This is a genomic window from Microbacterium sp. LWH10-1.2, assembly GCF_038397765.1.
Lineage (GTDB): Bacteria > Actinomycetota > Actinomycetes > Actinomycetales > Microbacteriaceae > Microbacterium > Microbacterium natoriense.
On record NZ_CP151638.1, the window covers coordinates 2,711,030 to 2,723,847 of the forward strand.

At 70.0% G+C, this 12,818-nt stretch carries 13 protein-coding genes; 6 read left to right on the top strand and 7 right to left on the bottom strand.

Features of this window, described 5'->3' with window-relative positions:
* Positions 1-86: 86 nt before the first annotated feature.
* The 3 genes from thrC to MRBLWH10_RS12930 all read right to left on the bottom strand — a co-directional run bounded on the left by thrC (position 87) and on the right by MRBLWH10_RS12930 (position 2,564).
* Positions 87-1,490: a threonine synthase gene (gene thrC / locus MRBLWH10_RS12920; protein ID WP_341940171.1), complete on the bottom strand. Its 1,404-nt coding sequence runs from the start codon at positions 1,488-1,490 to the stop codon at positions 87-89.
* An 81-nt stretch (positions 1,491-1,571) separates the two neighbouring features.
* Entirely contained in the window at positions 1,572-2,066 is a 495-nt protein-coding gene (locus tag MRBLWH10_RS12925; RefSeq protein WP_341940172.1) for a methylated-DNA--[protein]-cysteine S-methyltransferase, read from the bottom strand.
* A 9-nt stretch (positions 2,067-2,075) separates the two neighbouring features.
* On the bottom strand, positions 2,076-2,564 hold the full coding sequence (locus MRBLWH10_RS12930; protein WP_341940173.1) for a GNAT family N-acetyltransferase: 489 nt from the start codon (positions 2,562-2,564) through the stop codon (positions 2,076-2,078).
* Between the two features lie 105 nt (positions 2,565-2,669).
* Here MRBLWH10_RS12930 and MRBLWH10_RS12935 point away from each other — a divergent pair, with 105 nt between their 5' ends.
* The 3 genes from MRBLWH10_RS12935 (at position 2,670) to MRBLWH10_RS12945 (ending at position 5,508) form a co-directional block, all read left to right on the top strand.
* On the top strand, positions 2,670-3,002 hold the full coding sequence (locus MRBLWH10_RS12935; protein WP_341940174.1) for a metalloregulator ArsR/SmtB family transcription factor: 333 nt from the start codon (positions 2,670-2,672) through the stop codon (positions 3,000-3,002).
* Positions 3,002-3,655, top strand: coding sequence for a cation transporter (locus tag MRBLWH10_RS12940; RefSeq protein ID WP_341940175.1), 654 nt, complete (start codon positions 3,002-3,004; stop codon positions 3,653-3,655). The genes MRBLWH10_RS12935 and MRBLWH10_RS12940 overlap by 1 nt, the downstream gene beginning before the upstream one ends.
* 260 nt (positions 3,656-3,915) lie before the next feature.
* Entirely contained in the window at positions 3,916-5,508 is a 1,593-nt protein-coding gene (locus MRBLWH10_RS12945; protein WP_341940176.1) for a sigma-70 family RNA polymerase sigma factor, read from the top strand.
* Here MRBLWH10_RS12945 and MRBLWH10_RS12950 read toward each other — a convergent pair.
* The 4 genes from MRBLWH10_RS12950 to MRBLWH10_RS12965 form a co-directional block, all read right to left on the bottom strand.
* Complete coding sequence (locus MRBLWH10_RS12950) at positions 5,505-5,996, bottom strand: hypothetical protein (protein WP_341940177.1); 492 nt, start codon at positions 5,994-5,996, stop codon at positions 5,505-5,507. The two genes, MRBLWH10_RS12945 and MRBLWH10_RS12950, sit on opposite strands and share 4 nt — an antisense overlap.
* A 39-nt stretch (positions 5,997-6,035) precedes the next feature.
* Positions 6,036-6,380 (bottom strand): CHY zinc finger protein, encoded by a 345-nt coding sequence (locus tag MRBLWH10_RS12955; protein ID WP_341940178.1) that lies wholly within the window; start codon positions 6,378-6,380, stop codon positions 6,036-6,038.
* Positions 6,381-6,621: 241 nt separating this feature from the next.
* The gene (locus tag MRBLWH10_RS12960; RefSeq protein ID WP_341940179.1) at positions 6,622-8,631 is read right to left on the bottom strand and encodes a putative Ig domain-containing protein; all 2,010 of its coding nucleotides are present in this window, start codon (positions 8,629-8,631) and stop codon (positions 6,622-6,624) included.
* 193 nt (positions 8,632-8,824) lie between these two features.
* Complete coding sequence (locus tag MRBLWH10_RS12965; RefSeq protein ID WP_341940180.1) at positions 8,825-10,189, bottom strand: sigma-70 family RNA polymerase sigma factor; 1,365 nt, start codon at positions 10,187-10,189, stop codon at positions 8,825-8,827.
* A 351-nt stretch (positions 10,190-10,540) separates the two neighbouring features.
* Here MRBLWH10_RS12965 and MRBLWH10_RS12970 point away from each other — a divergent pair, with 351 nt between their 5' ends.
* The 3 genes from MRBLWH10_RS12970 to MRBLWH10_RS12980 all read left to right on the top strand — a co-directional run bounded on the left by MRBLWH10_RS12970 (position 10,541) and on the right by MRBLWH10_RS12980 (position 12,773).
* Positions 10,541-11,044, top strand: a complete 504-nt coding sequence (locus MRBLWH10_RS12970; RefSeq protein ID WP_341940181.1) for a hypothetical protein — start codon at positions 10,541-10,543, stop codon at positions 11,042-11,044.
* 82 nt (positions 11,045-11,126) lie between these two features.
* Complete coding sequence (locus MRBLWH10_RS12975) at positions 11,127-11,645, top strand: hypothetical protein (protein WP_341940182.1); 519 nt, start codon at positions 11,127-11,129, stop codon at positions 11,643-11,645.
* Positions 11,646-11,669: 24 nt separating this feature from the next.
* The gene (locus MRBLWH10_RS12980; protein WP_341940183.1) at positions 11,670-12,773 is read left to right on the top strand and encodes an acyl-CoA desaturase; all 1,104 of its coding nucleotides are present in this window, start codon (positions 11,670-11,672) and stop codon (positions 12,771-12,773) included.
* The last annotated feature ends 45 nt before the right edge of the window (positions 12,774-12,818 follow it).

Here is a 12,818-nt window from a genome sequence, read left to right on the forward strand (position 1 = left end):
TGGCACGTGAACTCGACGCAGGCACGAAGCAGGCACAGGCATCATGCGAACGCTCGCGGGGGCCTGTCGAGCTCGGCGCGGACGGATCAGCGCAGCGCGTGCTCCTCGATGAAGGCGCGCAGCACGGTGGCGTCGTCGGCCATCTCGGTGACGTGCTGCGGGGCGTCGAGCATCGCGCGCAGATCGGACGAGTAGTCCAGCTCGACCCCGATCGCCTCATGGATCGTCTCGGCGAACTTCTCGGGCTTAGCCGTCTCCAGCACGAGCATCGGAACCCCGGACTCGACGTGCTGACGGGCGACGAAGACGCCGTCGGCCGTATGCGGGTCGATGATGTCCTCCGCCGCCTCGTAGACGGCACGGATCGTGTCGACCCGGTCGGCGTGGGTCGAGGTGCCGCTGACGATGCCGAACTCCTCGGTGAAACGCGCGAGGTCGGCCGTGAAGTCGAAGTAGCCCTGCTGATCGAGGTCGCGCCACGCGGCCACCACGCGGGCGGGGTCGCGGTCGACCAGCTCGAAGATGAAGCGCTCGAGGTTCGAGGCCTTCGAGATGTCCATCGACGGGCTCGACGTGGCGAGCGTCTGCTCGGCGTTGCGCGGGCGGTAGACGCCCGTGCGGAAGAACTCGTCGAGGACGTTGTTCTCGTTGGCGGCGAGCACGAGCCTGCGGATCGGCAGCCCCATCTGCTTGGCGTAGAAGCCGGAGAGGATGTTGCCGAAGTTGCCCGAGGGCACGGTGAACGACAGCTCGGTCCAGCCACCGGCATCCGTCGCCCGCAACCAGGCCCAGAAGTAGTAGACGACCTGCGCGGTGATGCGCGCGAGGTTGATGGAGTTCACGGCGCCGAGGTGCTGGGTGCGCTTGAAGTCGAGGTCTCCCGCGAGCTCCTTGACGAGGTTCTGGCAGTCGTCGAAGACCCCGTCGATCGCGATGTTGTGCACGTTCGCGTCGTCGAGGGAGAACATCTGCGCGCGCTGGAACGTGCTCATGCGCCCCTGCGGGGAGAGCATGAAGACCGAGATGCGATCCTTGCCGCGGAGGGCGTGCTCAGCGGCGGAGCCGGTGTCGCCCGACGTGGCGCCGAGGATGTTGAGGACGGAGCCCTTGCGCTCCAGCGCGTACTCCACGACCTGGCCGAGGAACTGCATCGCCATGTCCTTGAAGGCCAGCGTCGGCCCCTCGGAGAGCCCGACGAGCGTGAGGCCGCCGTCGATCTCGCGCAGCGGGACGACGGATCCGGGGAACGGCGCGTACGCCGCCTCGGTCATGCGCGCGAGGTCCTCGCGCGGGATGTCGGTGGCGAAGAGCCCCAGCACCTCGGTCGCGAGCTGCGGGTAGGTGAGGGCCCGCCACCGCTCCAAGGTCTCCCCGTCGACGGCCGGCATGACCTCGGGCACCGCCAGACCTCCGTCTGTCGCCAGCCCTTCGAGCAGGGTCTCGCAGTACGGCAGCGGCTGCATGCCGCCTCGGGTCGAGATGTACTGCACGGTGGCTCCTCAGATCGGAATCGGCGCGGGACTCCCATTCTCGCAGGTGGCGGAGAGCCCATGACACGCGCGGCTGTCGGCTCAGAACAGCGACGTCGGCAGCGCGCCCTCGTGCTCCAGGAGCCAGCGCTTCGTCTGCAGGCCCTGCCCTGGATCTCCGCCGGAGTAGCCGCCGAGGCCGTCGCCCGCGACGACGCGATGACACGGCACGATCAGAGGTACCGGGTTCGCGCCCATGATCGCGCCGATCCCCCTGGCCGGGATGCTCGTGCCGCTGCGTGCGGCGAGTTCGCCGTAGGTCACGGTCTCCCCCGAACCGACGGTCTCGTAGAGGGCCATCAGCACCGCACGAGTGGCGTCGGTCTGCACACCGAGGTCGATCGGCAGATCGAAGTCGGCACGGTCGCCGGAGAAGTACGCCTCCAACTGCGCGAGGGCCTCGTCGAGGAGGGCGTCGGGGCCGGCATCCGCTCCGACCGGAGCGACCGACCGCCAGGTCACCCGCGTGATCGCCGTGCCGGAGCTCTCGACGCCGATCACGCCGACCGGGGTCAGCAGCGTTCCGAAAGAGGACATGCTGCGACTCTACGCCGGGTCGTGGACACCGAGATCGCGTGCGAAGCAGAGGGACAGAGCACTGTCGACGTAGTGCCCGAAGAGCGGGATCGGCGCGTACCCCTCGCGCTCATAGAACCGCACGGCATCGGGTTGGGCGGTGCCCGTCTCGAGGACCAGCCGTCGGATGCCGAGCGCCAGCGCCTCGCGCTCCAAAGCCCGCAGAAGCGCCGCCGCCGCGCCCGTGCCCCGGGCCGACGGCGCGGCGTACATGCGCTTGATCTCCGCGACGCCCGGGCCGAGGACACCGTCATCCAGCGGACGCAGGCCGCCGCACACGATCGCGAGCCCCGCCGCATCCCTCGCGACGAGGAAGACCGGCACATCGTGCGCCGTCGGGACCACACCGGGTTCGTGGTCGTCGCTGCCGTAGCGCTCGTCCAGCTCTGCGCGCTGTGCGGCGCGCAGGTGCACGGCATCCGGATGCTCCCACTCGACCCTCTCGATCGACACCGTCATCGCCGCTCCTCCACTCATACGCCGTCACGCTACCCACCGCAGATTTCCGTTCTGTTGCGTAAGTTCAGCAGGATCTGAATTCAGACTTTCATGTACATTGAGGACGTGACGACCACCGCCTCCCTCACCCACACCGCAGCCGTGTCGCGCCTGGGACATGCGCTGTCCGACCCCACGCGGGCCGGCATCCTGCTCGCCCTCCGGGAGGCGCCGGCATATCCGTCCGACCTCGCCGAGACGCTCGACGTCACACGGCAGGTGATGTCCAACCACCTCGCCTGCCTCCGCGGCTGCGGCCTGGTCGAGAGCGTGCCCGACGGACGCCGCAGCCGCTACCGCCTCGCCGACGAGCATCTCGCCCCGGCCCTCGGCGACCTGATGCGGGTGGCGCTCATCGTCGAACCCGACTGCTGCGACGGCGAAGGGTGCACCTGCTGATGTCGGTCTCACTCGCGCCGGAGCGGCGCGCGACCCTGGAGAGGCGCATCCGGATCATCGTCGCCGTGACCATCGGCTACAACCTGATCGAGGCCGTCATCGCGATCGCGGCCGGCTCGGCCGTCTCATCGACGGCCCTGATCGGCTTCGGTCTGGACTCGACGATCGAGGTGCTGTCCGCGGCGGCGGTCGCCTGGCAGTTCACGCGTCGCGACCCCGAGCGCTGGGAGAAGCCCACTCTGCGGGTCATCGCGATCGCGTTCTTCGCCCTGGCGGCCTACGTCACGGTGTCATCGGCTCTCACGCTCCTCGGCGGCACCCGCCCGGAGCACAGCACGGTCGGGATCATCCTCACCGCCGTGAGCGTGGTGGTGATGCCGTTCCTCTCTCTCGCTGAGCGGAGGGCCGGTCGGGAGATCGGTTCGGCCACCGCCGTCGCGGACTCGATGCAGACCCTGATCTGCACGTACCTCTCGGCGGCCGTGCTCCTCGGACTCGTTCTGAACAGCCTGTTCGGATGGTGGTGGGCGGATGCCGTCGCCGGCCTCGTGATCGCCGTCTTCGCGGTGCGCGAAGGGCTCGAGGCGTGGAAGGGAGACGCCTGCGCGACGTCGGTGGGCATGCTCCTCGAGGACGATCACGCGGAGCACTGAACGACGCACTCGGAGAAACTTTGCCGAACTCGCGTCATCATCCGCCCCTCGCACCGTCTTGCTCATGTGACGAAGAACGGATCTTGGGGATAACCTTCGTATCTGCGTCTGGGCCGCATCTCCCCTCACTTCGCGGCCCGGCGAGCGGGGCCGCCTCCCATGGCCCCGCTCGCCCCTTCTCCTCCTCCGGCCCGTTCACCGGCGTGAGGTAGTCTCGCTTCACGACCGGCGCCCGAAGCCGATCGGCAAGACGAGGTTCCATGGACGACCCCAGCGACACGACAGACGCGGAGACAGACGGTCAGCTTCTGCTCCGCAGCCGTGACGGCGATCGCCATGCCTTCTCCGAACTCTGGCGCCGACACGCACCCGTGGCCGTCGCCTACGCGCGAAGCCTCGGCTCGTCGCCGCCCGACCCCGAAGACGTGGTGTCCGACGCGTTCGTCAGCATCCTCCGCCAGCTCAGGGCCGGCAAGGGTCCGCAGCGCAGCTTCCGCCCTTACCTGCTCACGACGGTCAAGAACACGTGGATGAGCCACGCACGCCGCACGCCGCTGATGAGCTCCCTGGACGACACCGAGCATCCTCCGTCCGTCCTCGGCGCGATCGACGTCGAGGCGATGGTGAATTCGACCGCTCTGGCGGAAGCGTTCGACTCGCTCCCCGAACGCTGGCAGCACGCTCTGTGGCTGAGCGAGGTGGAACAGCTGCCCCCGCGTCAGATCGCCGAACTCCTCGGCATCCGCCCCAACTCGGCGGCCGCGCTCACCTACCGCGCCCGCGATGCCCTTCGCAAGGCCTGGATCCGGGCCCATCTTCGAGCGGCGCCCGACGGCACCGACCACGCGCGCGTGATCGAGCTGCTCGGAGCGTACGCGCACGACGATCTCTCTCCGCGCTCCGAGCGCTTCGTCACCGCGCACCTCGACGGATGCGCGACCTGCCGCTCGGCCGCGGGCGAGGCCAGGAAGCTGGCCAGAGCGATGACCATCGGCCCACTCCTCGCCGGCGGCGCAGGTCTCGTGCTCGCCCCCGCGCTCTTCCCCGCCGAGCAGGCCGCTGCCGCGGTCGTGGGCACGACGGGACTGTCCGGCTGGGTGGGAGCATCCGCCGGCGCGCAGCCGGTGCTCCACGCAGCCGGCCACTCGGCGGCCCTGCTGTGGCCCGTCGCCGCCGCGACCGCGGTGGCGCTGTCCGTCGGGGGCAGCCTGTTCGTGCGCCCAGATGCGGCGCCGGACGCGACCGGTGTGCTCACGCCCACGGTGTCGGCCTCCGCGCCCCCAGCATCCGCTCCGACCCCCTCTGCATCGCCTTCCGCCGCCGAACCCGTCGAGCCGACTCCGGCCGCCCCGTCGACGATGCCCGCCCCGCCTCCCCCGCCCGCCGTGCCGCCGGCCGCACCGCTGCTCGATCCCGTCGAGACGACGGCGCCATCCGCCGCCGAGAAGCCCGTGGAGATCGTCACGAAACCCGGCAGCGGCAACGCCTTCGGCAACGATCACAAGGATGAGGCGACGCCCGCGCGCAACGACGCCGACGAGGACGACGAGCGCGTCGACGCCCTCACGACCGGGCCGCGGGGCTCATCCTGGTGGTCGTCGACCGTCGTCGTCCGGGTGACGACCGACGCGAAGAAGGACACGGCCAGCATCGCGGTGTGGGGCGCCGGTGACGCCGACCTCGCCATCGTCGTGGACGCGCAGACGATCGGGATCGCCCCGGACGCCCTCGGCTGGTCCGACGCGTTCGTGGTGACGCTGCCCGAGGGCGAGCACACGGTATCGGTGCACTACGTCGACGCAGAGGGTCGGATCGGCGAGGCCGCCGCCCAATCCGTGTTCTCGGTCGACTAGCCGGAGCGCCCCGGCGCCGCCATCGGCATGAACGTCCGGTCTCCCGACGAGGCCACACCGTCGAGCAGCGCGCCAGCGGCGGTCAGCACCCGTGCGGTTCCCGCATGCCCCTGCGCACGGGCGATCACCGGCCCGAGCGCGCGCGTGAAGGCGGTCACCGCCGGAAGCGGCCGCATGTACAGCGTCAGCTCTCGGATCAGCCCGGAGTCGTCGAGGCGAAGCCGCTGGCACTCGTTGAGCGTGCGCCCGCGGACCGTGGTCGTCGCGAAAAGCACGACCTCATCGTCGCCGCGCACCTCGCCGTCGAAGCGGATGCCGTCGAGCACCTCGAACGCCGAGACGAGGAGCTCGCGGATCTGCTCACGCCCGCGGAAGGCGAAGCCGTCCGTGAGCGGAGAGATCAGCGCGGCGTCGTCGGAGAGGACCTCCGCGGCGAGCGCGGCATCCGCCGTCTCGCCGGCGCTCTTCCACTGCTCGATCACGTCCACGATGTCGCCCCCTGCCTGCTGCCCTGCGGTGCCCAGAGTCTACGGGGCCACCTCGAAGTACAGATGCGCATGAAGGGAGCACCCGGGGTTGAACCCCGACGCGCAACGCGGGCATGAGGAGGACTCCAGATACTCGGCGATAGTGAGCACGGAGCCGCAGACGCCGCACAGCACCGCCTCGGCACCGCGTTCGTCGAGCGGCCACACCGCCGAGGGATGCCCGGCGGCCTCTTCGTGGCAGAGGTGGCACGGATAGAACTCCCCGCAGCATGCGAACCGGATGGCGACGACGTCGAGCTCGGACCGGTAGTGGACGCATCGCGTCTGCCCGTCGACGACGGCTCCCCGCACGCGCGGGGCATCGGGTGTCGACGTCGGATCCATGCTCCCCATTGTGCGCCCGCGACGCTCCGGAGAGGAACGCTGCCCGGAGAAGAGAAGAGGGGCGGCGCTCGGGGAGAGCGCCGCCCCTCGGGGAGGTGTTGAAGGGGGCACGTGGGGAGTGCCACCCTTCAGGGGAGGTGCTGTGCACCGCGTGACGGGGAGGTCACGGTCAGCCCGGGGAGACGGGCTATGAGTACCAACGGATGTCCGGAGGGAATCTGTCGGTCCTTGCGCAGATTCCTCAGGATGCGCGTCGGCGACGCGACCCGATCAGGTACACCCCGCCCGCGAGCGTGAGGATGCTGCCCACTGCCGCCGCGACGATCGCGAAGGACGCGGTGCCTCCGGTGATCGCCAGCGATGCGCTTCCGCCGTGCGAGCCGCCACCGGCCCCGCTGCCACCGCCCGTGCCTCCGGACCCGCCATCAGACGGATCGGTCGGCGTCGGGCTGGGCGTCGGCTGCACCGTCCGGTCGACGATCACGATCGTGTACTCCTGGGTGTCGGTGCCGTACTGGTTCGTCGCGGTCACGGTGAACGTGTAGGTGCCGGCCGCCGTCGGGGTTCCGCTGAGCGCCCCGGTCGCTCCGTCGAACACGATCCCCGGCGGCAGAGCCCCCGCGGATACGGCGAAGGTGATCGGACCGGGGCCCGTCGCCTCGACCGTGGCCGTGTAACCGGTGCCGACGGTTCCGCCGGGCAGCGTCGGAGTGACGATCACGGGCGGCTCGAGGTAGGTGAAACCGCCGGGATAGACGGTCGACGTCTGGTACGGCGTCGGCGTCGTGCCGGCGATCAGCCCCGTGGTCACGGCGACGTCGACCGGCCCGTGCACGTGCGGCGGGGTCACGACGCTGATCGGGCAGCCCGATGCGTCAAGGTCGGTTCCGGGGATCCCGTCGAAGGTGACCTCGGTCACTCCGAAGCTCAGCGCCAGTCCCGGCCGCATCCGACCCTCGGACGCGTAGCTGCCCAGCTGCGCCGGGCCCGAGATCCCGCCCCAGTCGGGCCGCATGCCGCCCCAGCTGTAGAGCCGCCCGTCCGAGCCCAGCCCGAACGACGCCTGGAGGCCGACCTCGATGTCCGTGATCGTGACTCCGGCGGGGATGTCGCTCGTGTCGACCTTCACCGGGGCGGCCGCGTTGGTCATCGTGTTGTTGCCGAGCTGCCCGTCGGGATTGGCCCCCCAGCTGTACATGCTGCCGTCGTCGGCGAGGACGAGAGTGTGGAATTCGCTGGCGACGATCTTCGTGATGCCGATTCCTGCGGGCATCTCGCCCTGCGCGACCGCTACGGGCACGCCCGACGCGGGCGCGGCGGGGTCGCCGATGCCGAGCGAGCCGTTGCCGTTGTTGCCCCACGAGTAGATCTTGCCGTCGGTGCCGAGCGCGTAGCCGACGTACGATCCTGCCGCGACCTGGGTGAACGTGACCCCCGCGGGGACGGCGCCCTGCGCGAGCTTCACCGGCGAGAGCCGGTCTGGGCCGCCGACGCTTCCGTCGCCGTTGCCGCCCATGAAGCTGCCGCCCCACGAGTAGATCCAGCCGTCGCTGCCGAGAGCGTAGGTGTTGCCGTTGCCGTTCGCGATCTGCGTGATGGTGACGCCGGCGGGGATCTGCCCCTGCGCGAGTGCCACCGGCTCAGGACGCCAGCTCGCGGTGCCGTCGCCGTTGGACGGCTCGCCCCAGCTGTAGACCCAGCCGTTGTCGGCGAGCACGGAGGCGCGTCCGGATCCGATCGCGAGCGACACCGGGGTGACACCGGCGGGGATCTGCCCCTGGTGCACCTTGACGGGCGTCGCCGACTCCGACGGGTTGAAGGCGCCGATGCCGAGTTGACCCGACGAGTTCATGCCCCAGGCGTAGATGCCCCCGTCAGCGGCGAGCACATACCCGGCGTACTGGTCGTAGTCGGCATCCACGATGTCAGCGCCCGCGGGGATCTCGCCCTGCGAGATCTGCGCGGGACCCGAACCACCGCCGTTGCCGTTGGCGCCGTACTGCCAGGCGCCCCAGGTCAGGACCCTGTCGTCCTTCGTGACGATCATCGCGTTCATGCCGCCGGCGGCGAACATGTCGATCGGCGACACCTCGACGCAGTCGATGAAGACGGTCGTCCCTCCGGCGACGGGACCTGCATCAGGAGTCGGCGCCGCCCATCCGATGCCCGATGCGGTGATCGCGAGGACCACTCCCACCGTCGCTCCCGTACCCAGCAGGCGCCGAAACGGCGCACGATTTCGTTCAGACATGAATGCTCCCCAGCGTTCTTCCGGCGGCATCCCCGCAATGCGCCCGAGGAGAGAGATGCTCGCTCCGGCGATCCATTACGCGAATACCGCGGATCGGTATGTCGGAGCGCGTTCGCTCTCCGACAGAGCGCGCCCGTCTGACGGAGCGCACCCTCTCCTGGGTTAACGAGGCAGCGGCGAGAATCTGACGGCGTCAGCCGACGAAGGCCCGCACCGTCTGCGGGGTCGAGCGCAGTTCCCCCTGCGCGCGACCCGTCACGTCACGATCGTCCATCAGACCCGACAGCGAGAGCGAGTACCGCCCCTCGTCATCAGGGCGGGTGTCGGAGAGGACGAACCGCCCGTCACCGCCGCCGTCGGCCAGACACACGGCCCCGGCCGGGTCCGTGGTGCAGTCCCACCCCTCCGGAACCTCCACGACGGCCATCCCGGCGGGCAGGATCAGAACCAGTCGGACGTCCTCCGCTGCCTCCAGATCCAGCGCGACGTCGATCTCGGCACGCCCCTCCTCGACCGCGTGCGAGGTCACGCTGAAGCTCCCCCTCGGATCAGCCCCGGCCGGAAGGAACTGCTGCACTCCGGCGAGCACGAGTAGCCCCACTCCGGTGACGATCGACAGGATGGCGAGAGCACGGGAGGTCGACGCAGGCACCCGAGACCACCATCGGGCCGCCGCTCCCGACACCGCGCTCGGCATGCGGGGCGTTCGACGCTCACTCGGCGCATCGGGAGATCTCCCGGCATCGGGACCGCGCCCCTCGTCGGCCTGGGCAGGGCTCTGAGCATCCAGCACGCTCCCCACGACGAAGAGCGGGATCACGCCGAAGAGCGTCGTCAACGCACCGAACCGCGCCCATGCGGCGCGACACCGGGCGCAGGTGCGGATGTGCGACATGCCACGCGAGTCCGGCGCGTCGTCGACGAGTTCGGTCACCGTCTCGGGGAGCCGTCGGGCTGCCCGTCTGCACTCTTCAGGGGCGCCGTCCTCCAGGATCTCCCGCAGCGTCGCCCTGCGCAGCCCCACCTTCGCCCGCCGCACGAGCGAGTAGATCGCCGACGCCGGCCTGCCCAGCTCGGCTTCGAGCTCCGCCGGCTTGCGGCCGTCGATGACGACCCCGACGAGCACCTGCTGCTGGTCGGTCGGTAGGGAACGAAGCGCGGACGTGACGTAGCGGTACTCGCGGTGGAGGTCGGCGTCCCTCGTCGAATCGACGTGGGGCGTCATCTCGGCATCCGCGTCGATGACTCCGCGCACACGGGATCGCGGCGAGCGGTACTCGTCGATCACCCGATTGCGCATCGAGCGGGCGACGTACGTGTTCGGGTTCGTCGTCGGGCCCGTGCCCTGGGCCCACACGCCCAGCAGCGCGGTGATCGCCTCGGACGCCAGATCCTCGTGGTCGATGACGCCGTTCGCGATCCATCGGGCCATGTACAGCAGGTGCGGCAGATTGTCGGCGAGGTACTCTCCCGCGGCACCGCGGTCTCCCTCGTTCGCCGCGCGGGCGCGTGCGTCGTCGAGGGCACGCCGATCAGCGGGCGCTGGTCCGTCCGTCATTTCCTCTCCCCTGCTGCACCCCCGTTTCGCGCGCCGTCGGGCACGGCACGCGACGGGACGATGACGCGCCGTCCCGATAACGCCGACACTACGATGCGGATGCGCTGATCACCGCATCCTGGTCGGATTGTGTCCGCGCCCTCGGAACGAGTCGGCGCGGCCGCTGAGACCCCCTCGCTGCGCGACCGCCCCGACTCGTCGACGCCCCCCACTGAACACAACGAGAACGGACCGCGAATCTGACGGCGTGCGGGAAGAGAACCCGGCTCATGAGATGATCGTGGGATCGCGCGGAACGGTTCGCCGCCGCCCGCGCTCAGGGCAACGCACGCACGGAGCGGGAGACGCAGGGTGGAAGAGATCGACGAGACCGAGCGCGCCGCTCGTGCCGCCCATCTGAAGGAGCGGATCTACCTCACCTTCGCCGCACTCGCCGTCGTCCTCGCGCTGTCCAGTCATGGCCACGTCACCGCCGGCGAGGCCGCCACCACCCTGATCGTCACCGTTCTCGGCACGCTGCTCGCCGTGTTCACCGCGGATGCCGTCTCCCACGTCGTCGTGCACGGCAGGTTCTTCACCCGCCAGGAGCTCGGCCACGCCCTCGGCTCCAGCTTCGGAGCGCTCAGCTCGGTTGCCCTGCCGTTCGTCTTCCTCGGCCTCGCCGGGCTCGGCGTCTGGAGCGCAGAGGCTGCGCTGCGCGCGGGCACGATCGCCCTCGTCGCGTCGCTCGTCGTGATCGGCTGGATCGCCGTGCGCCGCATCCCGCTCACCTGGTATCAGCGGCTGGTCGCGCTGGGCGCGGAGGCGGCACTGGGCCTGGCCGTGATCGGGCTGCAGGTCCTCGCGCACGGGTAGGCCGCTCGGAGAGACGGTGAGGCTTCCCGTTCCACGCCCGGTTGCTGTGAGCGCACACAGCAACCGGGCGTAACGTCGGTACATGAACGCACAATTGAAGATCGCGGGGCACAGCCCCGACCTGCTGGGTCTGGAATCCGTCCTCGTCGGCTCGCTCCCCGCGACGCTGATGACGGATGACGCTCCCGACCACTACACCGTGGAAGCGGTGTTCACGCGCAAGACCGATCGCGACGAGGTCGCCGCGATCCAGGGCAGCGAGACGCGCGCCCACCTGTCCGCGAACGGATTCCCGACCGTCGAGCTGCATGTCGCCGATCGTCGTCTGGAGATCGCGAACACCAACCTGGAAGAGCTCCGCGACGGCCTCGCTGCCGTGATCGCCGAGCGACTGGCCGAGATCAGCGCCGCCCTCCAGGCGGAGCATGAGATCGCGGCCCACCGTTTCCAGGACGCCTCCGATCGCGAGCAGGAGCGCGCGGCATCCGTCGCCGCCCTGGCCGAGTCGGTGGCATTCACCCGTCGCACCGCGGAGGTCGCCCTCGATGACGACGCGCGCATCGACGACTGGGTCGAAGAGGGCGGTGCCGTCCGCGCATAGGGCGGCGCCCGAGAAGAGGTCATCATGGACGGCATCCGTCCGATCGTCCGCACGCGCCCGCGCGACAGCGCCCCGCGTGCGACGAGCACCTTCACCGAACTGGCGCAGCAGATCCGCGGACTCGGTCTGCTGCGCCGCCGATACGGCTACTACTGGACGAAGCTCGTGGCCGCTCCTCTCGCCGTGGCGGTCACGCTCATCGCCTTCGTCTGGATCGGCGACACGTGGTGGCAGCTGTTCACCGCCGCCGTCCTGGCGATCGTGTTCACGCAGATCGCGTTCCTCGGACACGACGCCGCGCATCGGCAGATCTTCGTGTCCGGACGATGGAACGACTGGGTCAGCATCGTCCTCGGCGACCTGCTGGTGGGGATGAGCTACGGCTGGTGGCAGCACAAGCACACCCGCCACCACGCCAATCCGAACAAGCTCGGCTCCGATCCCGACATCGAGCTCCCCGTCATCGCGGTCACGGCGGAGACGGCGGCACGGCACCACAGCCCGCCCGTGGCGTGGATGCGGGCGCACCAGGGGCTGCTGTTCTTCCCGATCCTCCTCTTCGAGGGGCTGTCGCTGCACGCGTCGAGCGTCCGGCGGGTGTTCACGAAGGGGCGCCTGGAGAGGAGGTGGGCGGAGATCGCCTTCCTCAGCATCCGCATGATCGGCTATCTGGTGCTGGTCTTCCTCGTGCTCTCCCCGGGGATCGCCTTCGTCTTCCTCGCCGTGCAGCTGGGGCTCTTCGGGTTCTACATGGGCATCGCGTTCGCCCCGAACCACAAGGGGATGCCGGTGGTGCCCCGCGACATGACCCTGGACTTCCTCCGGCGTCAGGTGCTGATGAGCAGGAACGTCAAGGGCGGCCGCTTCCTGGACGTCGCGATGGGCGGGCTCAACTATCAGGTCGAGCACCACCTCTTCCCGTCGATGCCTCGGCCGCATCTGCGCAGGGCCGCACCGGTCGTCGCCGCGTACTGCGATGCGCACGACGTGCGGTACACACGCGTCGGGCTGCTCGCGTCGTACGCGATCGTGGTCCGCTACATCAACCGCGTGGGGCTGGGCGAGCGCGACGTGTTCACCTGTCCGCTCGTGGAGCAGCGGAGCGCCGTGGGCTTGGCGAGGGGATGATCAGAGCGCGCCGAGCGCGCCCTGATCTCCGGAGTCCGTGCGGGG